Genomic DNA, 25,845 nt, shown 5'->3' with positions numbered 1-25,845 from the left:
GCCCCCCGACTCAGCCCGGGGTCCGCTCACATAAATCTACCTCTTCAGACCAACACATCTGACTGACATCTGACTGACCAAACAACAAGGAGAGTCCTCTGGAGAAAGGAAGACAGACGATGCTCAGGAAACAGCTCAAAACTCTCAGCGCCGGGCTGGCGCTCCTGGCGCTGATCGGCGCCCTGGCGCTCAGTATCGTTGTCCAGGCGCACCCGGCCTACGCGGCATCAAGCGTCACCATTAATGGTGCGACGACCTACCAGACCATCGATGGCTTTGGGGCCTCCGAAGCCTTCGGGCAGGCCCAGGCCATGATCAACGCAGGCTCCACACTTGAGAGACAGATGTTGGACTTGCTGTTCAGTCCGACGACCGGCGCCGGGCTGACCATTCTGCGCAACCTGATCCCCTCGGACAGCAGTCACACAATTGAGCCAAACAGCCCGGGCAGCCCGACGGCCACGCCGCAATATGTGCCGATTGGGACCGACTGGGGGCAGCTGCCTCTGACTCAGCAGGTGATTCAGAACTACGGCGTGACGCGCATCTACGCTGACGCCTGGAGCGCTCCCGGTTTCATGAAGACCAACGGTTCCGAGAGCAACGGCGGCACCCTCTGCGGTGCTCCTGGCGCGACCTGCAGCTCGGGCGACTGGCGCCAGGCTTATGCCAACTATCTGGTGCAGTACATTAAGGATTATCAGGCGGCGGGCGTGACCATCACCAACATAGGCTTTGTCAACGAGCCGAATCTGACCACCTCCTACTCCAGCATGGTCATGAACCCCACGCAGACCGCCGACTTCGCCAAGATTCTGGGGCCGACCCTGGCCAATGCGGGTGTGTCGGCACAGATCGTTTGCTGCGATGCTGAGGGCTGGGACCTGGCCCCAGGCTACACCAGCGCCATCGTCAACGATGCAACCGCCAATTCCTATGTCAAGGTGATCTCCAGCCACGGCTATACCGCCGCCCCAACTTCGGCACTCAACTCCAATGGCAAGCCAGTCTGGGAGACCGAGTGGTCGACCTTCGATAGCTTTGATGCCGCCTGGGACGATGGCAGCGACGCCTCCGGCCTGACCTGGGCCCAGCATATCCATGTCGGACTGACCTCGGCTAATCTGAGCGCCTTCCTCTACTGGTGGGGCGTGGCCAGCACCTCGGTCTCGACCGACAACCAGGGCCTGATCCAGTTGAACGGCTCGACCATCACGCCATCGAAGCGCCTATGGGCCTTCGCCAACTACAGCCGCTTCGTCCGACCCGGAGCGGTGCGCATCGGCGCCAGCAGCTCCGATAGCAATCTGCTGGTCTCGGCTTACCGCAATACGAATGGCACGCTGGCCATCGTGGTCATCAATCTGGCGAGCAGTAATACGGCGACGACCTTCTCACTGCAGAACACCTCTGTGGCGAACGGGGCCACGGTGACCCCTTATCTGACGAATAACACCAATAACACGGCGGCCCAGGCGACGCTCTCGGTGAGCGGTGGCTCCTTCAGCGCGACCGTGCCGGCTCGCTCGCTGGTGACCTACGTTATCCCCGCTGGCACCGGAGGCGTTACACCGACTCCCACGCCGGCCCCAACCAGCACCCCGACCCCGGCTCCGTCCCCCAGCCCAACGGCGACGCCGTCGCCAACTCCATCGCCTACGCCGGCCCCAACCAGCACCCCGACCCCTGGCGCTTCCTGCCAGGTGCACTATAGCGTCGTGAGCCAGTGGCCGGGTGGCTTCCAGGGCAGCATCACCATCACGAACACGGGTAGCAGCCCCATCAACGGCTGGACCCTGCGTTTCAGCTTCACGGCTGGTCAGCAGATCACCCAGCTCTGGAATGGGAGCTACACGCAGCAAGGGGCGCAGGTGACGATCACCAACGCCTCCTACAACGCCCAGATCCCGGCGGGCGCTACTCTGGGCGCTTCACCAGGCTTCCTGGCTACCTGGAATGGTAGCAATCCCGCGCCGACTTCGTTCACGCTCAATGGAGCGACCTGTAGCGTCGTCTAGGCTGGGATGATCTGAGGGAGATCGGAGGAGCAGGGATCTTTCCCCTCCGATCTCCCTCAGCGACACCAGGCATTTCCCTTAAGGAAAGGAGGCAAGAACCGCCCACCGAGCTGAAGCTAGAGCAGCAGTGCTCGTCGGAGCTAGCGCCCTGTCCAATGCACGTGAGAGCGGCACGGCGAGAGGGTAGACGCTCCACGGGCCCCCGCTCCACGCATCTTCTCTGCTGACAACGTGAAGCCTTTTCTTCTAATAAAGAGACACCGGATAGGTCCTTCATCGACCTGCCCGGTGCCTCCTTCTTTTGGCTGCAGCACGGCACGAGGTCTTGACAAAGACCCACGCCTCTCCCATAGTTTCCCCAGAGGGCTATGAAACCCTCGATTGGCCCGTCCCGCAGCCAGGCAGCAAGAGAGAGCGCGAGCCAGGATCTCTGCCCGCCGAGCGCCAGGATCGGAGTAAGCGACAAAGAGTTTCTGTCAGCTACACAGCGAGGCCTATGCCCAACCTCGCCCTGCAAGGTATCATAGATGAGAAAAGACGAGGGAGGAGCAGCCTACCACCGCTATGGAAACTCATCAATTATCTTGGTTCGGGGAGTCGTCGGCTCCTGATTGCGTTGAGCACTTCGACAGCCAGCAGCGGATCGTCGTTCATCTAGGCGACGCTCTGGACTTCCTGAAGACGCTGCCCTCAGAAAGCATTGCCTTGGTCATTACTTCTCCACCTTACAACCTGGGCAAGGAGTATGAGACGCGCAAAGATGTCCTGGCATACTTGCAAGAGCAAGAAGCCGTCATCGATGAAATCGTTCGGGTGACCAGTCCAGAGGGCAGTATCTGCTGGCAGGTCGGGAACTTTGTTGAAGCTGGTGAGGTATTTCCTCTAGATATCTTCTATTATGACATCTTTAAGAAAAAAAGGCTTGAATCTAAGGAACAGAATAATATGGCGTTATAGTCATGGAATGCACATGTCTCGTCGTTTTTCTGGGCGCTACGAAACGATTCTGTGGTTTACCAGAGGAGATCACTATACATTTCATCTAGATCCCGTGCGTGTTCCAGCCAAGTATCCCGGCAAGCGGCATTACAAGGGACCCCATAAGGGGGCGCCGTCGGGGAACCCTCTAGGGAAAAATCCCTCAGATTTCTGGGAAGTGGTGGCCCAGGATTGGGAAGAGGAGGTCTGGTATATCCCCAATGTGAAAGCGGCGCATCCCGAGAAGACGAGCCATCCATGCCAGTACCCTGTAGAGTTAGCCGAGCGCTGTGTGTTAGCACTCACGAATGAAGATGAATGGGTGCTTGATCCCTACTGCGGCGCTGGTTCGTCTCTCATTGCAGGGATCAAGCACGGTCGGCGTGTAGCAGGGTGCGACAAGGAGGAAGCCTACATCAAGATCACGCGCGAGCGCATCCGAGCTTTTTTCGAGGGGCGCCTGCCGCTCAGGCCATTGGGGCGTGAACTCTATCAGCCAAGCGGCAAGGTCGCGCGCGTTCCCATCGAATGGGAACAGGGAGCCATCCCTCACGCCTATGGAAATGCCAGGGCAGAGCTTACATAAGTGCTCTGCCATCGGTTCCTTTCTCGATGCGCGGCACTGACTTGCTTACCGCATCTTGCTCAATGGCAACTACCCAGAGCACACCCCTCGCTACAAAAGTAGCAAGAGCTTCCCAGAGAGGGAAATTGCTACCCTCTCCTCGCCGCTTCCCCGGCTCATCGTAGAGTATGAAAGCCCCAGAGCCTGGAGGCCACTGAATTGAAGTAATAGCCTGGAGCACATCCCTCTGAATGTGCTGCCATAGCTGGCTCGCTGCGACGCCGCCTTTGTCTATGAGCATCTTCGATCTCACGATCTTCATACCACTCTTATAGACGATGCTGCTCAGCCCACCTCAAAACTGTTTCGCAGCAGGCTGCTACCAGTAGCCAGGTGACCCCCTTGACATCTTTGCAACCTTGTAGTATCATGAAAACGCCGACGCGGGGTGGAGCAGCGGTAGCTCGTTGGGCTCATAACCCAAAGGTCGCAGGTTCGAATCCTGCCCCCGCAATCCAGTCAGCGTCTCCCCTGTCTCTCTTCCTTATGAGGTGCAGGCTCGCTAGATACGCTGGCAGGTTGAATTTCAGTACTATTCAGCACTGTGCCTTTTTCGTTACTTATCAATGACGCGGGGTGGAGCAGCGGTAGCTCGTTGGGCTCATAACCCAAAGGTCGCAGGTTCGAATCCTGCCCCCGCAATTTCTTCTCTTGCCTCCGTTAAGGCACGCTCTAGCGACAACGTCTAGTTCGCCTCACTCGTCTCTGCGAGTGAGGCTTTTTCTCATCCATCTCCCCCAACCATCCCCCTCAAGCAACCTCGCTCGGCTGCATTTTCCCCCACAGATGGCCCCCTCCCTCTTGACAGGATGTGGTAAGATAAAGTCGAAATCACTAGCAAGGCAGCTCTGCCAGCCGGAGCAAAAGCCTCCGGCAAGGTCAAGGCTCCCCCAGGAGCAGCTGTCACTCAACAGCAGCGCTGCCTGTGGCCAGTCCCTTCAATGGCGGCGTAGCTCAGTCGGTAGAGCAGGGGACTCATAAGCCCTGGGTCGTAGGTTCGAGTCCTACCGCCGCTACCAGTTCACGCTGAGAGTAGAGGCGCTCGCTAGAGACGAGCAGGTAGGTCGAAAAGACCAAAAAAAGAAGATAGGCCTCTCATGGTCTATCTTTTCTTTTTTTCAGCTTGAGGCAGAGAGAGGTTGGCAACAGCAGCGAACCGCTCGCGTCTGCTCTTCTCCTCAGCTGGCAAGAGGAGGGGCTCCCCAAGAGATGAGAGATACCAGCTTCATATCCACTACGACAGCGCTCCCCTGCAACCCTGCTGCCTCAGCTACAGGGGAGGCCGTCCACCAGCGCCCGCCCGCCTGAGCGAGAGACAGCTCTCTTGTCACTCCGTCGACACGCCAGCGCCAGCTTTACGAGAAGCAAGAAGGCTGTTAGTCCAGCCTCTTCCCTCTTTTCCTCTACTGGAACAGCTCCGTCACCGAGCGATTCTCATGGATACGACTGATCGCCCCAGCGAACAGCTCCGCCACCGACAGAATCGTCATATTGGGCAAACGTTTCTCCTCCGGCAGAGGGATTGTATCCGTCACCACGATCTCTTTAATCTCGGCCTCACGCAGCCGTTCGATCGCCGGCCCCGAGAAGACGCCATGTGAGGCACAGCAATAGACCTCGCGCGCGCCATGCTCACGCACGACGCGCACCGCCTGCGTGATCGAGCTGGCTGTATCGATCTCCTCATCGACGATCAGGGCATGGCGCCCCTCCACGTTGCCGATCACATTCTTGGCCTCTGTCACCCCGTCATTGCCTAAACGGCGCTTCTCGACGATGGCCAGCGGCGCATTCAGGCGGTCTGCCAGTTGGCGGGCCTTCTTGGCGAACCCTTCATCGGCAGAGACCACGGTAAAGTTCTCCAGTCCCTTGGCCCGGAAATAGCGCGCCTGCAGGGTCTGGGCCGTCAGCTCATCGACTGGGATATTGAAGAACCCCTGGATCTGACCAGCATGCAGATCCATGGTCAAGACGCGATGGGCCCCGGCCACCGTGATGCAATCAGCCAGGAGCCTGGCCGTAATAGGGACCCGCGGCTGATCCTTCTTATCGGTGCGACCATAGGCATAGTAGGGAATGACCGCTGTAATGCGCTGCGCCGAGGCCCGCTTGAGAGCATCGATCATGATCAGTAACTCCATGATCGAGCGATTGACCGGCGAGCTGAAAGGCTGAATGACGAAAACGTCGTGGCCACGCACGTTTTCGTTGATTTTCACAAAAATGTTTTCGTTGCTGAATTGGAAGACCTCGGCCTTTCCCAGCTCGATCCCCAGGTGACGGCAGATGGCAGCAGCCAGCACGGGATTGGCGTTACCTGTGAAAACACTGAGCTTGTTCATAGTACCTCCGGCCTGCCTGCGCCCAGTATAGCACAAGCCTGCCTCGATGTAAACTATGGATGACTTAAAAAGAACCCGCTCAGATTTTATCGAGAAATAATGGTGCTACGTGCTTGGAGAAAACAAGTCGGCAGAATAAGACCAGGCAACAGCAGGTGTAAAGCAGGCTCAGCAGCCGCCACGCGCGCAGCCAACGCCGCCCGATCCTGGCCAGGGCTGAAGCGACGGAGAGGTCAGGCCCAAGACCAGGCCGCATAAGAGATCATAACCCGAACTGGCCCCCAGGGCAAGCACAGCCTGCGCTTGTGCAAGCAGGCGCTCCTCATGCTCCTCGGCGAGACTCTCCAGCAGCTGGAGCAGCGGCAGAGCAAAGCAGCCACGCGCGGCCCACGAGAGCCAGGTTCGACTCAGCAGGTGCGTCCGCGATCCAGCCAGCGCCAGCAGCTGCGCGCAGGTCGCCAGGAAGCCTGGCTCAGCACCACGGAGCCACCAGCCAGCGGCCAGCCAACCGGCCAGCAGGTCATCGCCCGAGGGAGTAAGGCCCGGCCCGCGTCCGGCCAGCAGCTCAGCCAGCGCCTTTGGCTCCTCTGGCAGCCAGCGCTCGCCGCGGAGTGCCGCGCTCATAGCTGCCAGCAAGGGATGACCCTCCTCCTGGCGCACCCTCAGCAGTTCAGGCGCCAGGAGCAGCCTGCGCAGGCGCTCCCGGTTCCGCACCAGTACAGTTGGCTCAAGATGCGGCGGGCGCCTGAGCTGCGTCCGCCAGCGTGGGCAGCTTTGCAGGTCAACCGACCAATGAAGATCTGGTATATACAGGCGCCCGGCCCCCAGCAGCACCGGCATACCGGGCCGCAAGGCGCAGAAAGGAAAGGCCCCCCGCGCAGCTCTCAAACGGATACCATTTGGCACAGCCGGGCCATCCTGTGCATTCAGTGACAGCACGAACTCAGACGGGAAGAGCAGATTAGCTGCGGCAGAGAAAACGCTGTGTACCTCTCCACGCTGCACCGCACCGGCGATGGCCCCTGCAATTGCTTCGCTACAGGCCAGCGCCGGGGAGACAGGGGCCAGGCCCTCCATTACTCCGCTGGCTCCTTCGGGGTCGAGATCAGCAGGCGCAGGAAGCTCGTAATGGCCAGGAAGATCAGGGCGTAGACGGCCATCGCGATCAGCGTCGGCCATTCAAAGGCCCAGTTATGCAGCGATGGGGTCTTAACAATACCATTGAAAGGCAACAGGATAATCCCAGTCAGGGCGTAGAGCAGGCCAGCAAAGGCATTGCCGGGGTCAGCAGCAATGAGGCGGAAGATAAAGCGGAGCAGCAAAGCCACCTCCAACACTGCAAGAAACCACCACAGAAAGTCTTTAAACTTGCCGATCGCAAAGACCAGCGTGCGAGCCTCATTCTCACGGTTGACCATCTCCAGCTCAGCCACCGGCAGCGAGGGCGCCGCCGGAGCTGGAGCTGCCACCGGCTCGTAATGCGGCGGAGGCGCCTGCTTCGGCTGCAATTCCTCCATCGGAGGTAATGCGCCTGGTGGCGGCACTCTGCCAGGTTCGGCACTGGTCGGATCACTGTAAAATGGGTCCCCGTGCATAGCACCTCTCCTCTGTTCATCAACTGTCCACAGGAGCGAATAAAGCAGAGAGTCTCACCTGCAAGGATTATAACATACTATGGCCTACTATGAACTATTGCGTTTGAGTAAAACGACCCCCTCGGCCCGCGCAATAAGACGAAATTGCCCGGAGGCCGTCAGGCGATTGAGAATCTCGATCGTACTGGCCCGATCCTCGGGAAAGACCGCGTTGAGGTCGACAATGATGTAGTCCACCGTATACTGCTTGCCATCGATGGTGCCGGTAAAAGAAGGAAAAACCGCCAATCGCTGCCTTTCGCTGAGATGTGGATTGAGATTATCTCCTGCCGAGACCGAAGCATCTGGAGGAATCATCGCCAGCAGCTGCTCGATGTGCTGCTCACGCGGCCCTGGCTCATGATCGGCCCAGAAACTATTGAGCACCGGCGCCTCGGCAACATAATTGACGCCGATGAGCACCAAGATCCAGAGCATGACATACCACTGCAGGCGCGTCAGATTGATCTGCCGGGCCAGTGGGATCATCCGCGCGCAGAAGCGCTGCCAGTGCCTGCCCCACCAGGCCGGCTGGAGCAGGCGCAGAGCCAGCTTCCGCAGGCGCAGATACTCATCTTGTCCCCTGCTTCGTAGCGCTTGAGCGCGCTCTATCGGCAAAGACTTTGCCAACCAGGCCGGCCACGATCGTCCCCCGCCGCCCATTGTTCCCTTGCCCTCATTCTCGGACGCCCCGCCCTGCCTCCCCTCTCCTCTCCGCTCCGGCACCATCAGCTCTAGCGGGGGAAGCGGCTCCCCGCGCCAGTCTGCCCAGAGGGCCAGGAAGCGCCGCAGGCCGATGATCCCCGCAATCACCGCGAACGGAATGATCGTGGCATTGTAGTGGTAGACGCCGCTATAGAGAGCCGGGTTCGTATTCAGAATATTAACCGCCAGGCTTGGCAGGGTCGGAATCAGCCATTCAGGAGCGAGGAGAGCGAAAAAGCCCGTGTTCCTGATGAGGCTGGCCAGATAGTAGAAGCGCTCCACCGTCAGGAAAGTGGTGAAGAGCAGCCAGGGATGGAGCAGCAAATTGAAAATGGCGGCGCCGGGCGAGCTGCCAAGCGTTTCGTAGCGGTACCAGAAGTTGTTGGCCTGCTGGCCCGGGAAAAAGTGGGGAATGATCACCCCAAAGGCCAGGGCCGACCACAGGAAGCCGCCAATGAAAAGCGCCAGGCCCAGGCGCGGCAGACGATAGCGCCAGATCATCACGAGGCCCAGCAGACCGATTGCCAGCGGCACATCCTCTTTACAAGAGGCCGCCAGGAAACAGCAGACGACCAGGAGCACATAGCGGCGATAGGTGAGGGCCAGCAAAGCGTAGAGCAGCAGCGGCGTGGCCAGGCTCACAGCATGGAAATCGAAGATGTTGAGACCCAGCAAGGCCGGCGCCAGCAGATAGGCCACCACGCAGAGAGCCGCCAACAGCGGCCAGCGCGGTAGATAGTAGCGGGCCAGCAGGAAGACAGGGAAGGCTCCCAACGCCAGTACCAGTGTCTGAAATACCAGCAGGGTACGCGGGTCGGAGCGAATCAGATAAAGGAGAGAGAGCGGTAACAGGATGGGTTCAAAATGCACCCCCAGGCGGGTAGGGGGACCATACCAGTCGATCGCCTGGTTCGTAAACTGGAAGGGCCGGCCATGTAAGGTATTCCAGATGGCCTGATCGTAGTTCCCCAGATCGAAGGCCGTCGCCTTGAACGTATCATAGCGGAGCACGGCCTGATGACCCATCTCCAGGAAATACACCAGCGTCGCCAGCACAACCAGGCCCCAGGCCAGCCACATTTGGACCCGCAGATTGAATACTTTCATGGCCCCCATCGCTCTGAGCTACTCTTTTCTCTTCGAATGCTCTCTAGTCTTCTGGCCCCCTTCTACCCACCTACCCCCTCGCCCGCCTGACCTCGCACTCCTCCATCGGTCCCCTTATATATAAATGACATTCTGCCAGATGCCGATACCCACCAGGATGATAAAGGACCAGACAATGACATACTCTGGCCACGTACCTGTGCGGAAGCGCCAGTCTGGATTGGGAGGGAAGCCAAAGCGCTTCGGGTTGGGCCAGAACAAAGGTACTCCGCCCTCCGTGAGGGCATCGCAGAGAATGTGGACAACGCAGCCAAAGAGTACGGCGAAGAAGATCATATGGGTCGCATTCATGAGGCTCGCCGGTGCGCTCAGGCCGCGCATTGCCAACAGGGAGAGGACCAGTTGCTGCGCCCCCAGTGCCAGCAGCGAGCCAAGTAACAGGCCGAGAAGGCTGTGAAAGAGGGTACGATGGCCCGCTATATGCTGGATCTCGCGGCTGATCCAGCCGAATCTGCGCCCAAGCGTGCTATGGGCGTTATCGATGTCGGGCAGCAACGCGCCAAAACCGACGGCTACATAGTAGATCGCCTTCGCCACAACGAGCTTGAGTGGAACACTGGGCGCCAGGGTGATCGGGGGACCACTCAGGTGAACAAGACTATCCAGAACAACACCAGCCGTGAGGCCAATCAGAAGATGTGACCTGCCTACCATAACAGCGTTTCTCCATCCGCAGCGAAAATTAGGCTTCGTCCTTGAGTGAAGGTTTCACGCGGCTATTGTAGGGGGTCTTCAGTGACTGTGCAAGAGGATTCCCATGCAGAATCAGCAGCTCAGCCCACAAGCCAGTGAGAAACCTGGCCAGAGAGTCCGAGGCGCCTGGCCGTGGCTCTTGAGTGAGTGAGGCAGCAGCTCACTCGGGAGGAAGAGCCACCTTAATCAGGCCGTCCTCAACACGCACAGGATAGAGCACCAGATCCTGACGGGCAGGACCACGCAGGACCTTGCCAGTACGGAGATCGAACTGGGCTCCGTGGACGGGACAGGTGAGCACGCCATCCTCCAGCTCTCCCTCGTAAAGGCGTCCACCAACGTGGGTACACTCTCCATTACAGGCATAGACCGCGCCGTCGAGCTTGGCCAGGCAGATCGGTTCACCCTCAACCTCGACTCCCAACAGCTCCCCTTCACCCAGCTCATCCCAGCGCGCAACGGCCACAAACTCACTCATGGCGCATCATCCCCTCGCAAGCGTTGGTCTGCTCGTGCTCAGCTCGTCGCAGCCTTCCCCCCTACCATTCAGATGCCGCGCCCCTGGACAGGAATAATGGCCCCTGTGACGCCATCGCTGGCGGCGGTGGCCAGAAAGATAGCCACCTCGGCAATCTCACGGGGACTGACCCACCGGGCGCGCAGCTCCTCGGGGGAGGGATGCAATTCGTCGAGATTGGACTGCGTGGCAATCAAGCCGGGGGCAATGGCGTTGACAGAGATCCCAACCGCCTTGCCTGCCTGAGCAAAGGTGCGGGTCAGGGCATCCACCCCCGCCTTGGCACAGTTGTAGGCCAGCGTCTGCGCCCCGGCGTTCTGAATGCTGTAGGCTCGACTAAAGTTGATAATCTTGCCGCCGCCCTGGCCCAGCATCACCGGCCAGACCGCGCGCGTGCAAAGAAAGGCCGTGCGCAGGTTATTATTCAGCTCCCTCTCCCAGTCCTGCAGCGCATACTCGTGAGGGGGAGCATACTTCGTCAGCCCACCAGCCAGATTGACCAGCACATCGATGCGACCCTGCCAGGCCAGTGCCTCCGCAACCAGCTGCTGTGCCCCCTGCTCGCTGGTCAGATCCACAGCCACCCCCTTGACCCTGGCGCCACGTCCCTGCAGCTCGGCAGCCCGAGCCGCCACACGTTCCGCACTGCGCGAAGCGATCACCAGCGTCGCCCCCTCCTCAGCAAAAAAGCCGGCCAGGGCAAACCCCATCTGACCCGGGTGGCTCACGCCGGTAATCACCGTAACTTTTCCTTCCAGGCGCATCGTTCAGGCAGCTCCTTTCCGTCGCTTCACAGAGCCGCAGCCTCGCCAGACCCCATGAGCCGGGCCTACAGCCTACAGCTCATCCTCGCCCTCTTCGGCAAGCTCTGGACGCTCCAGACCAGCCAGGACCAGGCTTTTATGAAGGACGCGCAGCCCTAAGAAGGCGCACTTCATCCGCGCAGGACTGATGGGAATACCCAGCGCCTCCAGAATATCATCTTTGCCCAGGCGCACCACCTCCTCCACGTTCTTGCCCTGCACCATCTCCGTGAGCATAGAGGTGGCCGCCTGGCTGATCGCGCAGCCCCGGCCCTGAAAGCGCACAGCCGTCACGCGATCGCCTTCGACCAGGAGATCCATGCTCACCTGATCGCCACAGAGCGGATTGGAATCCTCCACGTGCACCGTCGGATTCTCCAGCCGCCCATAGTTGCGCGGATCGCGATAATGATCCAGAATATACTCACGATAATCCATCGACATCGCGCTGCCTCCAGGTAAGGATCAACCAGGCGGCAAGGCAAGACAAGACAAGACAAGGCAGACTGACATTTCCTGCCGCCATCCCCCCATCCCCCGCCTATCTCGGTCCAGCTCGCCTTACCCGGTTCCTGTGCACCACGGCCCGGCGCGGGCGCGGCCAGCCAGTGAGCAGCAGCAGTATTGCAAGCAAGCAAGCATGCATGCTTGCAGGCAGGCAGCGTAAAGCGGCCAGGCACGGGATTATTATAGTATAGACCTAGAGCTGAAAAATCTCCAGCGCCCGCCGCAGTCCCTGGACCAGCACATCGATCTCTTCTGGCAGCGTATAAACATAGAAGCTGGCGCGGGCCGTGGCCACCAGACCCAGATGCTCCATCAGAGGCTGTGCGCAGTGATGGCCAGCGCGAATAGCCACGCCGAACTCCTGATCGAGGATCGAAGCCAGGTCGTGGGGATGGATATCAGCCAGCGAAAAAGAAACCACCCCGCCGCGCTGCTCCACAGTGGTTGGTCCATAGATGCGCAACTGAGGAACTGTCTGCAAACGCTCCAGCGCGTAGGCCGTAATCGCTTGCTCATGCTGGCGAACCCACTCCATGCCAAGCGCGCTCAAATAATCGACAGCTGCTCCCAGACCCACGGCCTCGGCGATGGCCGGTGTACCCGCCTCAAACTTCCAGGGCAGATCGTTCCAGGTCGAGGAGCGCAGACTGACACTGCGGATCATATCGCCACCACCCAGGAAAGGCGGCATGGCCTCCAGCAGCTCGCGCTTGCCATAGAGCACCCCAATCCCGGTTGGACCCAGCATCTTATGGCCGCTAAAGCAGACAAAATCAGCATCCAGCTCCTGGACATCCAGCGGCAAATGAGGAGCACTCTGGGCGGCATCCACCAGGACCACAGCCCCAGCAGCATGGGCCTGAGCGACCATCTCCTTCACGGGATTAATTGTCCCGAGCACATTAGACATCTGAGTAACGGCCACCAGCTTCGGCCCCTGCTCCAGCAGGCGGGCATAGACATCCAGCTGCAGCAGCCCTTCGGGCGTCAACGGCACAAACTCGAGCCGCGCCCCGCTACGCTGGGCCAATAGCTGCCAGGGGACCAGATTACTGTGATGCTCCATGGTGGTCAGCACAATCAGATCGCCGGCCTTCACATTCGCCCCGCCCCAGCTATAGGCCACCAGATTAATGCTCTCGGTCGTATTGCGCGTAAAAATGACCTGTCTGCTCTGGCGCGCGTTGATAAAGCGCGCCACCTTTGTCCGCGCACGCTCCTGGGCCTCTGTGGCCTCCTCACTGATCTCATAGACGCCACGATGCACATTGGCATGGGAGCTGCGATAGTAGGCATTCATGGCCTCAATGACCGCCAGTGGCTTCTGCGAACTGGCCGCGCTATCCAGATACACCAGCGGCTTGTCATGGACCCGCCGCGACAGGATCGGGAAATCGCGTCGGATCTCCTCCACACTGCGTGGCTCGCGGCGCACCTCAACAACGTCCTGCATGATATTCCCTGATCTCTTTCTCTCTACAACAATGCGCTCGCCAGCTCGGCGGGCGGGGCCGCCTCTCCCGTGCGGCCCAAGGCAGGCAGGCAGGCAGGAAGGAAAGGAGGCAGAAGAGGGATGCCCCAGTCCCCTTCTTTGCCTGCCAGGCGAGCGCAACAGCAGCCAAAAGCCAGTCAGAAAGCAAAGAAAGAGAGGAGGAGCCGCGAGCGAGCAAGGCTCGCATCCTCCCTCCCTGGCCAGACGGGGCAGGGGGAGCCTCTGCTTGCCCGTGCCTACTCTGGCAGCAGACGGATCTCCTCCTCTTCCGAAGGGCGATCGAAGCTCACCGCGCCCTCATCGACGCCCTCGATCTCCCAGCGCTCTTGAGCCTCGATCCAGTCGGCCTCTGACTCGTGGCCGCCCCGCATGCGGCGCACAATATTGCGGCGCAGGCGCGTGCGCAGGCTATCGAGCGTAATACGCTGCAGGACCGGCTCAAAGAAGCCCTGGACGATGATGCGCTCGGCCTCATCTTTGGGGAGGCCACGAGCCATCAAGTAGAAGAGCTGCTCCTCATCGACCTGGCCAGTTGTTGCGCCGTGGCTCGCGCTCACCTCGTTGGCCCCAATCTCCAGGCCAGGAATGGCCTCCGCGCGGCAATGCTTGCTCAGCAGCAGATTATGCTCCGACAAGAAGGAAGCCGTCTGCTGGGCGCCCGGCTGCACGCGGATCATCCCATCGAACTCCACCCGCGACTCATCGGTCAGCGCCCCATGCACCAGGGTCTCAGCATTGGTCGAGAGGCCCACATGATTCGAGAGGCTCTTAATGACAAAGCGCTGATCCTGGTCGCTGAAGAAGACGCCCACCAGCTCGGCGGCGCTGCCATTGCCGATCAGATTCGAGCCAATATTGGAGAACGTCAGGCGGCTGCCCAGATCGGCCATCACCCACGAGACGCTGCTGTCGGCCTCATGGATCGAATTCTTATGCATCACGCTCCAGACATTGCGGCCCAGGTCCTGGAGGCTGGTGAACTCGATGCGGGCCCCATTCTTCGTAAAGACCTCGACCACCGCGCTCAGCAGAGAAGGCTGCTCACCCTCGAAGGTAGAGGCATATTCCTCCACATAGCGCGCGCTGCTCAGCTCATCGGCGATCACCAAGGTATGGGCAAAGGCCGCTGCTGACGGCGAATCGAGCCAGATCTGAGCCAGGATCGGCTCTTCGATCTCCACGCCGCTGGGGATGTAGAGGAAGACGCCACCGCTCCAGAAGGCCGCATGGAGGGCCGTATACTTATCGGTGGCCAGCGGCACAGCCTGGCTCATAAAGTAGCGCTGCACCAGATCGCCGTGCTCGCGCACCGCCGTATCAAGATCGGTCAGAATCACCCCGCGGCTCTTCAGCTCCTCGGACAGCTCGACGCGCACCACCGAGCTATTGCGCTGCAGCACCAGGCCCGAGCGCTCATTAGCGCCGACCAGAGCATCGCGCAACCCCTCCTCAATGGAAGTCGGTAGCGCCCCATCGCCATCAGCAGGCAGATAGGGACGCAGCTCCTGGAAATGGAAGCGCGCCAGCCGCTGCAGCGTCCCAAGGTCGCCGCGCCGTCCCAGAGGAGCCGGCGTCTGCTCATAGATCTCCCAGGCCTCCAGCCGCTTCTGCAGCATCCACTCAGGCTCACCCTTGCGGCGCGAGAGCGCGATGACCGCCTCGCGAGAAAAGCCAGTTGTCGCCAGAGCCTCAGTCATTGGCGCCCACCTCGCTCCCCTCGGGACGGAGCCACTCGTACCCTTTCTCCTCCAGCTCCAGGGCCAGCTCCTTGCCACCGGAGCGCACAACGCGACCGTCGAACATCACATGCACGAAATCAGGCACAATATAATTGAGGATACGCTGATAGTGCGTAATCACCAGCAGGCCCAGCTTAGGGCCGCGGAGGGCATTGACGCTATCGGAGACGATCTTAAGGGCATCGATATCGAGGCCCGAGTCGGTTTCATCCATCATGGCGATCTCCGGCTCCAGCAGGGCCATCTGCAGGATCTCTGCGCGCTTCTTCTCGCCGCCAGAGAAGCCATCATTGATCGAGCGATTGATGAAGCTATTATCGACTTTCAGCAGCTTCATCTTCTCGCGCAGCAGATTGCGGAACTCAGAGGGAGGGATCGTCTTGCGCGAGGCAGGTCTACCACTAGGGGTTTCCTCGCCGACGGGCCTGGGACCCTCGCGGACCGCCTCCAGCGCGCGGCGCAGGAAGTTGGCCACACTCACCCCCGGGATCGCCATCGGATATTGGAACGCCAGGAAGAGGCCCATACGAGCACGACGATCCGGGGAATATTCGAGAATATTCTCCCCCTTGAACCAGATTTCGCCGTCGGTGACCTCGTACTTGGGGTTGCCCATAATGACGTTGGCGAGCGTACTCTTGCCGGAGCCATTCGGGCCCATCAGAGCATGGACCTCGCCCTGCCGCACCACCAGGTTGACGCCACGCAAAATGGGCTTGCCCTCGATGCTGGCGTGAAGATTCTTAATGACCAATTCTGAAGCCATTAGCGAAAACCATCCTCCTTGGAAGAGCTTGAGATACGACTAGACTACCTCAGCCTGACAGCCATCGCTGCGCTGCGCGTCCTCTGCAACGCTGCCTCGGCAAGGGCCGGAGCGAGCTGATTAGAAGATGGCAGGCCGGCTGCCTGGGTGCTGCACTGTGCTGAGCAGGGAGGCAGGGAGGCAGGGAGGCAGGGAGCTGTTCGCTCATCAGCCTGTCAGTCTGTCTGCCTGTCTATGTCACTGCGTCCGGGGAAGGCTGGCGCGGCCCTCGGATCGAGCCGGTCTTCAGCTTTCCTCGCGGTCATCTCCCGCCACCTCAGCTCAGCTCTCGTCAGCTCTCGTCAGCCCTCGCCCCACCGGCAGACCCCGCCGCCCCATCCCCGGCTCACTGGCCCCACCCGGCTCAGCTCAACTCACATAGCCGATGACGGAGCCACACGGATATCCGAGATGGAGATAAAGTGCGTTGGAGCGTTCTGCGCCTCTTGCTCGGAGGCGCCGACCAGCTCGGCGAGAGTGATCGAATCCAGCGTCTGGGCAACAGCATCGCGCACCCTGGCCCAGAGGAACTTCGTCTTGCAGGAGTCGAGCAGACTGCAAATCTGCGTCATCTCTCCCTCCGTCGCGCAGATCATGGGCGCGATCGGCCCCTCCAGGACTCGCACAATCTCCCCCATCGTGATCTCCTCCGGCGGGCGGCTCAGTCGATAACCACCATGCGCCCCGCGCGTACTGACCACCAGCGGCGGCTCAGACTCACGCAGAAGCTTCACCAGCTGCTCCAGATACGCCAGAGACAACTGCTCAGCCTGGGCAATATCGGTCAATGACCGCGGGCGCGAGCTGTAATAGTGGCGAGCCAGATCAACCATGAGGCGTACGCCATACTCGCCTTTTGTGGAGACTCTCAAAATCATGGCTCGCTCCTTTCTCGCCCCGTGGGGAATACTGATTCCTCGCTTTCATCGCTCCTACGCAGGGTACTCTTAATCCGACCTGCTCACTAGGATATATTCTAGCACTTCCGGCGGGAGAGCGTCAACCTCGCTCTGTGGCGGGCGGAATGACGCTGCCAGCTCGCCATGCTTGGAGAGGATAGAGACCCGCCGGGAAAGCGCCAGAACAGGCCGTAGAGACCAACCGATCATTCTATTGGCATGATACCAATCCTATCTTCAAAGACGCGCGAAAAACGGCTACTATAGAGGGAGAGCTGTGATGTGACTGAGAGGTCTCCACAGCAAGGGGAGTAGACAGCGAACAGCAAGGAGCTAGATGATGGAAGAAGAAGAAGGGAAGCTCATTAAGAAGAGCCTCTGGCTCTTTGAATACAATCGGGGCGACACTGCCCTCTACCTTCAGCAGTTTTATGCCGTCGATGAGAACGACGTGCGCCGCCAGATCGAGGAGTTCATCCGCCGCGCCGACTTCCCAGTCTATTGGGAGCGGCTGCGTCATGTGCCCGGCGGCTTCACCATCGGTTACTCCTCGCTCAAGGGAACTATCTATGAGCGACCCGATGGCAGCGTGATCGAGGAGGCCGAGGTCAAAGCCCAGCCCGCCCCCCCCGAAACAGCAGCCAAGGCTCCGCCTACTCCCGAGGCGAGCACGCCTGAGACGGCCAGCGGCTCAGCCAGCGAGACGGCTCCCGGCTAACAGCTCAGTCACCGCCTCTCTTCGTCCGCCTACCCTATTGCCAAGCCAAGACCGCCTGTGCTATACTATGCAACGACAAGAGGCATGCGAGAACGCCCGCGCCTGCAGGCCGCTCGTCAAGAGCCACAGTCGCAGCGACCTGGAGGCCACGTTTCAGCTCTGCCTCACCACCAGCTCACGCTGGTGACGTCGTTTGTAGGATGTTCGTTTCGCCTCATCGATTGTACAGAAGGGAATAACCGAGCAGGGCAAACGAGCGAGACCGGCGAAGAACTTGCACGAGTCGGTTTAGCGGGGTGTAGCGCAGTGGCTAGCGCGCAGCGTTCGGGACGCTGAGGTCGGAGGTTCGAGTCCTCTCACCCCGACCAAGTTGGCACTTTCTCTTCCTGGAGCTCATCTCTCGTTGGTTTGTTACCTGGCCGGCCCAACAGCCGGCTAGCTCAACGGTCGGCTGAGGTTAGGTCAGGCCCGACTGCCGGTCCGATCCGCTAGAGCAGGGAGCTTGCAACTACAGTGGAACGCCGCTTGAACACAGCAGAGAGTATGGTGGACAGAGCCTTGCCTTCTGGCTCTCCCTCCTATTCATCTCTTGGCTGCTCGCAGGCGGCCCCCCTGGCGCTGCGCCAGCCCCCAGGCGCTCCGATCGGCGGTCTGTCCAACCCCTGCCTGATCGTGCAAGGTCAACGCCCGTCTCCCTGGCCAATCGGTGAGCAACGCAGGCGGCGATGAGAAGCTGACGAGAGGTGAGGCCCCGGCCTCTCTCCTCCTCTAGCCCCGGTTCGGCTTTCTCCTCGCTGTCTGCCCGGTGGTTCAGCTCTGACAGAGAGGAAGGAAAGCCATTCATGCCTGTCTTAGTTCTGAACTCTTCCTTTCAGCCTCTCTCGGTCATCTCAGAGCGTCGTCTGGTCGTCCTGCTGTCAAAGAAAAAGGTGACTTTCCTGGACGACGAGGTTCGCAAGGCCATTGAGGAGAATATTCAGGCCCGCCGCCTCGACCACGAGCGGCCCGTAATCGTACAGTTGCTCGCCAATGTCCGTGTTCCGCGCGTCGCCCTCCAGCCCACACGCGCGAATATCTTCCTGCGCGACGAGGAAACCTGTCAGTACTGCGGCAAGCGGACACGCGAGCTGACGCTCGACCATGTGATCCCGCGCTCGCGTGGCGGTAAGAGCACCTGGGAGAACCTGGTGACTTCCTGCAAGGCCTGCAATAGTAAGAAGGGCAATCGCCTCCTCAAAGAGGCTAATATGCGCCTGATCCGCCAGCCTCGTCCGCTGACGCAGGAGTACGCCGGCGTCTTCCTACTGCGTTACCCGAAGCTCCGCCAGGCTTATGAGGAGTTCTTGATGAGTACGCAGTCGCGCTCGGCCTGAACCGAGCGCGAGAACCACCGGCTCGGCGCTCCCGACCAACCAGGCCAGAACGGGCGTGCCGACCAGAGCCAGGCCGAGGTCAGCTGAGCTGCGCTGCTGCGGCAGCTCTCTCTCTGGCTACCGTGGCGCCATGCATGGAACGCGCTTCCCTCGGCCTGCGTATATCTTATATGCCACGGGTTGGTTCTGCTGTCGCAGAGAGGGGAGGGAGAAGCGCCGCTGGCAGAGTCAGAGGTTGGTTGCGCAGCAGCTAACTCTGTGAGCAGGTGAGAAGGTTCATTCGTCTATGCTTGAACAGCAAGCGGTGAGCGAGGCTGCAAGCCCCGGCGCTGCGCCTCTCTTCCTCTGCCTCCACGGGCACTTCTACCAGCCCCCGCGTGAGGACCCTTTCACTGGCGCTATTCCTGCCGAGGCCGAAGCCGCTCCCTTTGCCAATTTTAATGAGAAGATTACGGCGGAGTGCTACCGCCCCAATGCTGAGGCTGGTAATTTCGAGCTGATCAGCTATGATCTGGGGCCAACGCTAGCCTCCTGGTTGGCCAACCACCATCCCACTGTCCATCAGACGATCATCGAGGCCGACCGGCAGCACCGCGCCCGCTACGGCAGCGGCAACGCCCTGGCTCATCCCTACCATCATGTGATCCTCCCCCTGGCCAATAGCCGCGATAAGTATACGCAAATCGTCTGGGGCCTGGAGGATTTTCGCCAGCGCTACGGTCGCGAGGCAGCGGGGATGTGGCTGCCCGAGACGGCGGTGGATATGGAGACGCTCGATCTCCTGGCTCGTTGCGGCATCACCTTCACAGTCCTGGCTCCCTGGCAGGCCGCCACCCCGGTGGATGTGACGGAGCCCTATCTGGTGCGCCTGCCAGGAGGTCGCAGCATAACGGTCTTCTTCTACCACTCCTCGCTCTCAGGCGCGGTCTCCTTCGATGGCAATGTGACGGTGAACGCCGACCAGTTCGCCTCGACGATTGTACCCGCTCATCTGGTGCCGGAAAAGCAGCAGCAGCATGAGCCTCAGCTGATTTTAATCGCGACGGATGGCGAGCTGTATGGTCATCATTGGATCTGGCGCGATAAGTTTTTGACGCGCCTGGTGCGCTATAGCGCCGAGGCAGCCGGTTTCCAGTTGTGTACCCTGGAGCGCTACCTGCACCTGTATCCTCCCCGGCGCGAGGTGACGCTGCGTACACCAACGTCCTGGAGTTGCTTTCATGGGGTCGATCGCTGGGCCAGCGGCTGCGCCTGCACCGAAGGACGCAGCGACTGGAAAGGGGCCTTGCGCCAGGCCCTGAACCGCCTGGCTGCTCGCGGCGATCAGCTCTTCGAGCGCTCCACGGCAGAGGTACTACATGATCCCTGGGCGGCTCGCAATGGCTACCTGGCCTTGCGCAATGGCTGGCGCTCACTCGAAAACTTCTGGGAAGAGGTCGCCCGGCCCCAGGGTCTGATGGGGAAAGCCGCTCTCGCTGAGAAGCGTCGGCGCGTCCTGCTACTGCTGGAGGCCGAGTACTACCTGCTATGCAGTTTTACAAGCTGCGCCTTTTTCTTTGAGGATCTGGACCGCATTGAGCCGCGCAATGCGCTGGCCTTCGCCCGGCGGGCCATCAGTCTCTTCTGGCAGGCTTTGGGCGTTGATCTCCAAAGCGATTTTCTGCGGGACCTGCGCGCGGCCCGCAGTTGGCGCCGTCCCGTGAGCGGAGCGGATCTCTACCTGCGCCTGCCGCCCGTGCGCGCCGATCTGCTGCCGCCATTGCCTGCCCCTCATGAGCTGGCGGCGGATAGCGAAGGCGAAGATGTGGCTTGAGGCGCCTCAAAGATCCTGTCGTCCTCCCAGCCGATGGCTCTCCTCCAGAAACGGGCGCTGCTCTGCTTGAGAGAGCAGCGCCCGCACGTACTGTTGATGTGACTAGCCCCTCTGCTTTCCTGATCAGGCGCTTAGTAGATCACGATGACGGTGTTCCAGTCGGTGTGAGCATAGAGCCAGGCCATCTGGCTTTCCTGGACGTTGACACAGCCGTGGCTGCCGTTGCCAGCAAAGCTCTCATCGCCGCCACTGTCATAATGAGGGAACTGGGTGCCCGGGCCAAAATCGGCGCGCCACCAGGCATCATGGACAAAGAAGCCGCCCCAGTGATAGAGAATGGCATAGTTGATGTGGGTGGGGGGATAGTAGTAGGGCGAGCCTGGAGGATCGCTCGACTTAAACTCGGTCGGCGATTCACGGTTCTGTGTCGGCCAGACCCCGGGCAGCGCCGGGCGCTCAACCCGGCCTGTGGTGACCAGGAAGGCATTCACAAGCTTGCCGTGATCGTAGATGCGCATGGCCTGCTCGGTGAAGGAGACCATCAGCACCTGGGAGCCGCGCAGGTGGTAGTGATCGAGGATCTGTAGATCGGTCTGGTGCACTTTGTTATACGGCGTGTGGTCGTTGTAATTCTGCTCCATCATGTGGAGATTGAAGAGCTGATTCTGCTCTTCATCAACGATCGCCTGATAGTCCTCGGTGGTATAGGTCCAGCTCAGCTCACGATTGAGCCAGTAGCCAATGCCGTCGAGGGTGTAGCCCGCATCGAGAATGTAGTTGTTGCCGTCAAATTTATCATGATAGAGATGGGCTTTGCCCCAGCTACGGGCCTGGCGATCGATCTCGTTCACCAGCCAGTAAGCCTCTCCGCGTACAAGGTCGGGATACATGGCGGCCATATCGGTATCGATCTGGCGCGAGACGGCCAGGTACTGCTCTAGCGTTGTGGCCCGCTCCATCGCCGCCTTGTCTGCATTGTAGCGCTGCTGATAGCTGCTGGCATCGATACCATATTTCTTGAGATCGTCGATCTGGGCCTTAAAGGTGTTGAGCTTGAAGCTGCCAACGTAGGGAACAGCCTGAATAGAATTGACTACGGCCAGCTCGTACTGGGCATTGATCAGACTCTGCAGATGCTGGAAATCGGTGGGCTTACTGGCCTGATTAAAGGTCTGCAGGTCGTCTTGATATTGAGCTTGCATGGCCGTGACATCAATATTTGCCTTCTGGAGCTGTTTAATCGTATTCTGCAAGGCCACCAGACGATCATGGGTCGTCTTCATCAGATTTAAAGCCTGGGTATGGGTTTGGGCCTCCTTACTGATCGCAGCATAATCCCGGGGATAGCGCGCTGTAGCCATCAGGTCCTGATCATGCTGATATTGCTGCGTAAAAAATTGCAGATTGCCAAAACCATCGACGCGGCGCGCCGTCAGGGCATCCTGAAAATTCTGCATATCCTGCTGGGCCCGCGTCTGAAACTGTTCAGTAGCGGTATGAATAACTTGTTGAGTTTGATCTTGCAAATGCTTGTATTGATTGGTCAGACGAGTATAATAGGCGGTGACTGGCCGATCGTCGAATGGGGAGAACGGTGGGGAACCGCTGCTGAGAGCGGCCTCCTGCTTTTGAATCGGTTGCAATAGAGTAGCGGGCACGCCGATAGAGAGCGCATAGTGCAGCAACTGATCGAGCTGATCTTTGCTCTGGCTGGCCTGCTGGCGGGCCTGGGAATCGCCGCCGCAGGCGCTCATGAGCAGTAGGAGCAGCATCAAGCTCAGCAAGAGCAGCGCGCCAGGAGCCGGCGGGCGAGCGCGAGGCTGGGGTCTGGCCGGCATAGGGATTACCTCCTCTTTTTCTGCTTGGCCTTTTGCTTTTTCCGTTCTTTACGGGCAGCCTTGCCAGTCTTCCTGGGTTCCCCGCTGTTCAGCTGAGGCAGGCTCGGAGCAGCCGGCATACCGGGCAGGCCAGCCGCCAGGCCGCCACCATCGCTGGCGTATTGGCGCAGCAAGCGGGCCCAGGGACCTTTGCCGCTGGAGAACTGGCGTAGCATGGTACGTGTCTCATTGAACTGGGCGAGGAGTTGATTGACCGCCTGCACGCTGGTACCGCTACCGCGTGCGATGCGTCGGCGTCGGCTGCCGTTGACAATATCGGGATTGCGTCGCTCCTCGGGTGTCATCGAGAGGATAATCGCCTCGATATGCTTCAAAGGATCGCCTTCCAGGGCCTCATCCATCTCGGGCAGGGAGGCCAGCTTGTTGAAGCCAGGCACCATCTCCAGAATGGAGCGCAGGGGCCCCATGCGCTTGAGCTGGCGCATCGCCTTGAGGAAGTCCTCCAGGTCAAACTGTCCCTGCTGCAAGCGGGCCTGGGTCTGGAGCGCCTCCTGCTGATCAATGGCCTCCTGTGCTCGCTCGATGAGGGTCAGGACGTCGCCCATTCCCAGTATACGCGAGGCCAAACGGTCGGGGTAAAACGGTTCCAGGGCATCCGTCTTTTCCCCAACACCCAGGAACTTAATGGGGACCCCCGTGACCGCCCGGATCGAGAGCGCCGCGCCACCACGGGCATCGCCATCCATCTTGGTCAGAATCATCCCCGTGAGGGCTACGGCCCGGTTGAAGTCGCTGGCCACACGCACCGCCTCCTGACCCGTCATGGCGTCGGCCACAAGCAGGACCTCGCGCGGCTGCACACGGTTGCGAATGGCGATGACCTCCTGCATCATCTGCTCGTCGATGTTGAGACGCCCAGCAGTATCGAGAATAACGACAGAGGCAGCCTGCTCGCGGGCATAGTCGACAGCATGGACACAGATGTCAACCGGGTTGGCCCCCATCGGCTCGGCATACACCGGAATCGAGAGCTGCTTGCCCAGGGTCTGCAGCTGGCGCACAGCCGCTGGCCGATACATGTCGGCGGCCACAAGCAGCGGACGCTGACCCTCCTTGCGCAGATAGTTGGCCAGCTTCGCCGCCGTGGTGGTTTTGCCTGTGCCTTGTAGCCCGACCAGCATGATGACATTGGGCGGTGGCCCCCCCAGATCAAGACGGTTCTCACTTCCTTCACCACCCAGCATCTCTATAAGTTCGTCATGCACGATCTGCAGCACCTGCTGAGCCGGCGAGAAGCTCCCCAAGACCTCTGCGCCAATGGCTTTGGCCCGCACGCGCTCGGCAAACTGGCGCACCACGCGCAGGTTGACATCCGCATCCAGCAGGGCCATGCGCACCTCACGCATGGCTTCGTCGACGTCAGCCTCGGTCAGCTTCCCCTTGCCACTCAGCCCGCTGAAGATCCCTTCAAGGCGCTTTGAGAGACTTTCAAACATAGCCATAGGAACAGGTTCCTCTCTCCACCAATCGCGTAATCAGTCGCCCTATTATACCATCTTTCCCGGCTCTGTTCGCACCCGTTGTAAGGATACTCCCTTTTCTGTACAACTCCCCGACGAAAAGCGACCATTCCTATTACTATATAATCGATGAGCATCGCCTATAGTCTCATGAGGGAGAAGGCTGGTATGTTTCTCATACAACGCTGGCAGAAGAGGTTTTTTTCCAGTGCTCACCCTTCTCGGTGGCAGTTGCAGCTGACGGTGGAGCGCGGTGATTACGTAGAGACGGCAGCAGCGCGCTTCTACGGGGGGCCAGTTCTGGGGCAAGAGGAGATCCTGGTCGTGGGCTGTGGTGGCCAGGGTCAGCTCTGCGAGGAGCTGGCGCGGCGTGGGGCTATTATCGTGGGGCTTGATGATTCGCCGCGCGTTGTGGAGCAGGCGCAGCGCCATGCCCGGGCGAGTGGCCTGGGTCATTTGATCGCCTATATGTGTGGGCGGGCTGAGGCCCTCCCTTTCGCCACCGGCTCCTTCTCGATGGTCGTCTGTTTGCAGGCCCTGGAGCAGGTCAGGGACCTGCGGGCGGCCATCGCCGAAATGGCGCGCGTGCTGGCTCCAGGCGGCCTGTTACTCTTTGAGGCCCTCAATGGCAGCTGGCCAGCGCGCTTGCTGTTGAGCTGGCCGCTGGTTCGCGAGCAGAAGAACGCTGGCCGCCCGCGGAGCTTCATTCGTCCTCGCGAGCTGGCCTTCCTGCTCACCGCCTACGGTCTGCAACCCGGCGAGATAGGCCGCTTTCTCCCCCACGACCTTGCCCACGGCGGCCCCAGCTGGCACCTGAACCTCAGCCGCGTCACGAGGGCCCGCTCCCTCGGCTACGCCCTACGCCTGCCGCCGTGGCGACCAGACCCTCCGTTTCGCCAGGAAGCTGGGTGACGAGCCAGGCCAGTTCAAAGCAGGAAGCGAGAGGATACTGGGCGGAGAGCAAAGCGGCGCGCTTACTCCTCTAACCAGGCGCGCTTCTCTGGCTCGCTCATGTCGCTGCGGGCAATGGCCTCAGCCAGGCTCTGCCTGGCAGGAGCTTCCTGACGCTGTCGCCGAGCCGCCTCGCCTGTCTGCCGACGATTGAGGGCGAGGGTTGGCTGGCTGTTGCGCAGCAGCTCGCCGAACTCCTGTGGACTGATGTCGAAGAAGCTCGCCAGCCGTTCAAGTTGGCGCGCGCTAAGACTCAGCAGATCGATCAGGCCATCTTCAAACTTTTTCCAGACATCGACGCCCAGGTGCAAACCGCGCGCCGCTTCAGTCAGGCTCAGCCGGCGTCGCTGGCGCAGCTCGCGCAAGGTTTTAACAGAAGCAAGCGAGGCGGCTGAGGCTTCGGGCCTGGCCTGAGCGTCGGCCTCGCTGCCCTGGTTGAGGCCGAAGACGCGCGCCAGCGCACGCTGACAGGCCCGCTCCGTCAGGGGCAGCAGCTGGATCTCTTCAGGCGAGGCGAGCGTGTCATGTTCTTGCTCCAGGGCCGTTGCGTGGTAGGCTGCGATAAAGTCGATGAGAGCCTCCTGAGCCTCGGGATGCGCGCGCAAGAGGGCGATCTGAGCCTGCTTATCGCCGCGTTCCTCGGCGGCCAGCCAGGCCATCTTCAGCTGTTGGATTATCCGGCTGTCGATGCTTGCCATGATTGACGCC

At 60.3% G+C, this 25,845-nt stretch carries 21 protein-coding genes, 4 tRNA genes and 1 pseudogene; 10 read left to right on the top strand and 16 right to left on the bottom strand.

Going from position 1 to position 25,845, the window contains the following annotated elements:
* Nucleotides 1-119 precede the first annotated feature (119 nt).
* Nucleotides 120-2,018: a cellulose binding domain-containing protein gene (locus tag BGC09_RS07970; protein ID WP_069803360.1), complete on the top strand. Its 1,899-nt coding sequence runs from the start codon at nt 120-122 to the stop codon at nt 2,016-2,018.
* A gap of 564 nt (nt 2,019-2,582) precedes the next feature.
* A pseudogene (locus tag BGC09_RS23490) lies at nt 2,583-3,582 on the top strand (DNA-methyltransferase).
* Here the strand turns inward: BGC09_RS23490 and BGC09_RS07960 are convergent.
* Nucleotides 3,575-3,883 (bottom strand): PDDEXK family nuclease, encoded by a 309-nt coding sequence (locus BGC09_RS07960; RefSeq protein WP_069803359.1) that lies wholly within the window; start codon nt 3,881-3,883, stop codon nt 3,575-3,577. The pseudogene BGC09_RS23490 and the gene BGC09_RS07960 sit on opposite strands and share 8 nt — an antisense overlap.
* Before the next feature lie 120 nt (nt 3,884-4,003).
* On the opposite strand from BGC09_RS07960, the gene BGC09_RS07955 reads away from it, so the two are divergent.
* From BGC09_RS07955 to BGC09_RS07945, 3 genes are all read left to right on the top strand, one after another.
* Nucleotides 4,004-4,075, top strand: a tRNA-Met gene (locus BGC09_RS07955).
* Between the two features lie 116 nt (nt 4,076-4,191).
* Nucleotides 4,192-4,263: transfer RNA gene (locus BGC09_RS07950), tRNA-Met, on the top strand.
* Between the two features lie 301 nt (nt 4,264-4,564).
* A tRNA-Met gene (locus BGC09_RS07945) sits at nt 4,565-4,640 on the top strand.
* A 384-nt stretch (nt 4,641-5,024) separates the two neighbouring features.
* Here the strand turns inward: BGC09_RS07945 and BGC09_RS07940 are convergent.
* From BGC09_RS07940 to BGC09_RS07885, 12 genes are all read right to left on the bottom strand, one after another.
* Complete coding sequence (locus BGC09_RS07940; RefSeq protein WP_052891078.1) at nt 5,025-5,963, bottom strand: ribose-phosphate diphosphokinase; 939 nt, start codon at nt 5,961-5,963, stop codon at nt 5,025-5,027.
* Nucleotides 5,964-6,131: 168 nt separating this feature from the next.
* Entirely contained in the window at nt 6,132-7,040 is a 909-nt protein-coding gene (locus BGC09_RS07935; protein WP_069803358.1) for an oxamate carbamoyltransferase subunit AllH family protein, read from the bottom strand.
* A complete protein-coding gene (locus BGC09_RS07930) occupies nt 7,040-7,558 on the bottom strand; it encodes a YggT family protein (RefSeq protein ID WP_069803357.1) in 519 nt (172 codons plus the stop codon). Before BGC09_RS07930 ends, BGC09_RS07935 begins: the two co-directional genes overlap by 1 nt.
* 87 nt (nt 7,559-7,645) lie before the next feature.
* Nucleotides 7,646-9,418, bottom strand: coding sequence for a DUF2079 domain-containing protein (locus BGC09_RS07925; protein ID WP_069803356.1), 1,773 nt, complete (start codon nt 9,416-9,418; stop codon nt 7,646-7,648).
* A 105-nt stretch (nt 9,419-9,523) separates the two neighbouring features.
* Nucleotides 9,524-10,123, bottom strand: a complete 600-nt coding sequence (locus BGC09_RS07920; RefSeq protein ID WP_069803355.1) for a metal-dependent hydrolase — start codon at nt 10,121-10,123, stop codon at nt 9,524-9,526.
* A gap of 199 nt (nt 10,124-10,322) precedes the next feature.
* The gene (locus BGC09_RS07915; protein WP_069803354.1) at nt 10,323-10,640 is read right to left on the bottom strand and encodes a Rieske (2Fe-2S) protein; all 318 of its coding nucleotides are present in this window, start codon (nt 10,638-10,640) and stop codon (nt 10,323-10,325) included.
* A 68-nt stretch (nt 10,641-10,708) separates the two neighbouring features.
* Entirely contained in the window at nt 10,709-11,443 is a 735-nt protein-coding gene (locus tag BGC09_RS07910) for an SDR family NAD(P)-dependent oxidoreductase (RefSeq protein WP_069803353.1), read from the bottom strand.
* 72 nt (nt 11,444-11,515) lie between these two features.
* Nucleotides 11,516-11,926, bottom strand: coding sequence for a Fe-S cluster assembly sulfur transfer protein SufU (sufU, locus tag BGC09_RS07905; RefSeq protein ID WP_069803352.1), 411 nt, complete (start codon nt 11,924-11,926; stop codon nt 11,516-11,518).
* Nucleotides 11,927-12,182: 256 nt separating this feature from the next.
* Entirely contained in the window at nt 12,183-13,442 is a 1,260-nt protein-coding gene (locus tag BGC09_RS07900) for a cysteine desulfurase (protein ID WP_069803351.1), read from the bottom strand.
* Between the two features lie 275 nt (nt 13,443-13,717).
* The gene (sufD, locus tag BGC09_RS07895) at nt 13,718-15,178 is read right to left on the bottom strand and encodes a Fe-S cluster assembly protein SufD (RefSeq protein ID WP_069803350.1); all 1,461 of its coding nucleotides are present in this window, start codon (nt 15,176-15,178) and stop codon (nt 13,718-13,720) included.
* Nucleotides 15,171-15,986 (bottom strand): Fe-S cluster assembly ATPase SufC, encoded by an 816-nt coding sequence (gene sufC / locus BGC09_RS07890; protein WP_069803349.1) that lies wholly within the window; start codon nt 15,984-15,986, stop codon nt 15,171-15,173. The genes sufD and sufC overlap by 8 nt, the downstream gene beginning before the upstream one ends.
* A gap of 413 nt (nt 15,987-16,399) precedes the next feature.
* Nucleotides 16,400-16,903 (bottom strand): RrF2 family transcriptional regulator, encoded by a 504-nt coding sequence (locus BGC09_RS07885; RefSeq protein ID WP_369695678.1) that lies wholly within the window; start codon nt 16,901-16,903, stop codon nt 16,400-16,402.
* 358 nt (nt 16,904-17,261) lie between these two features.
* Between BGC09_RS07885 and BGC09_RS07880 the strand changes: the two genes are divergently transcribed.
* The 4 genes from BGC09_RS07880 (at nt 17,262) to BGC09_RS07865 (ending at nt 20,828) form a co-directional block, all read left to right on the top strand.
* A complete protein-coding gene (locus BGC09_RS07880; protein WP_141727690.1) occupies nt 17,262-17,642 on the top strand; it encodes a hypothetical protein in 381 nt (126 codons plus the stop codon).
* A 292-nt stretch (nt 17,643-17,934) separates the two neighbouring features.
* A tRNA-Pro gene (locus tag BGC09_RS07875) sits at nt 17,935-18,010 on the top strand.
* Between the two features lie 474 nt (nt 18,011-18,484).
* The gene (locus tag BGC09_RS07870; RefSeq protein ID WP_069803347.1) at nt 18,485-19,015 is read left to right on the top strand and encodes an HNH endonuclease; all 531 of its coding nucleotides are present in this window, start codon (nt 18,485-18,487) and stop codon (nt 19,013-19,015) included.
* A gap of 286 nt (nt 19,016-19,301) precedes the next feature.
* Nucleotides 19,302-20,828: a DUF3536 domain-containing protein gene (locus tag BGC09_RS07865; RefSeq protein WP_069803346.1), complete on the top strand. Its 1,527-nt coding sequence runs from the start codon at nt 19,302-19,304 to the stop codon at nt 20,826-20,828.
* A gap of 131 nt (nt 20,829-20,959) precedes the next feature.
* Here BGC09_RS07865 and BGC09_RS07860 read toward each other — a convergent pair whose 3' ends face one another.
* Entirely contained in the window at nt 20,960-22,666 is a 1,707-nt protein-coding gene (locus tag BGC09_RS07860) for a L,D-transpeptidase (protein ID WP_069803345.1), read from the bottom strand.
* Between the two features lie 5 nt (nt 22,667-22,671).
* On the bottom strand, nt 22,672-24,162 hold the full coding sequence (gene ffh, locus BGC09_RS07855) for a signal recognition particle protein (protein WP_069803395.1): 1,491 nt from the start codon (nt 24,160-24,162) through the stop codon (nt 22,672-22,674).
* A gap of 192 nt (nt 24,163-24,354) precedes the next feature.
* On the opposite strand from ffh, the gene BGC09_RS07850 reads away from it, so the two are divergent.
* Nucleotides 24,355-25,098, top strand: coding sequence for a class I SAM-dependent methyltransferase (locus BGC09_RS07850; RefSeq protein ID WP_069803344.1), 744 nt, complete (start codon nt 24,355-24,357; stop codon nt 25,096-25,098).
* A 62-nt stretch (nt 25,099-25,160) separates the two neighbouring features.
* Here the strand turns inward: BGC09_RS07850 and BGC09_RS07845 are convergent, their stop codons facing one another.
* Nucleotides 25,161-25,835, bottom strand: coding sequence for a helix-turn-helix domain-containing protein (locus BGC09_RS07845; protein ID WP_069803343.1), 675 nt, complete (start codon nt 25,833-25,835; stop codon nt 25,161-25,163).
* Nucleotides 25,836-25,845 lie beyond the last annotated feature (10 nt).

It is taken from the genome of Thermogemmatispora onikobensis (genome assembly GCF_001748285.1).
Classification (GTDB): domain Bacteria; phylum Chloroflexota; class Ktedonobacteria; order Ktedonobacterales; family Ktedonobacteraceae; genus Thermogemmatispora; species Thermogemmatispora onikobensis.
This window is presented reverse-complemented; position numbering and strand designations above follow the sequence as displayed.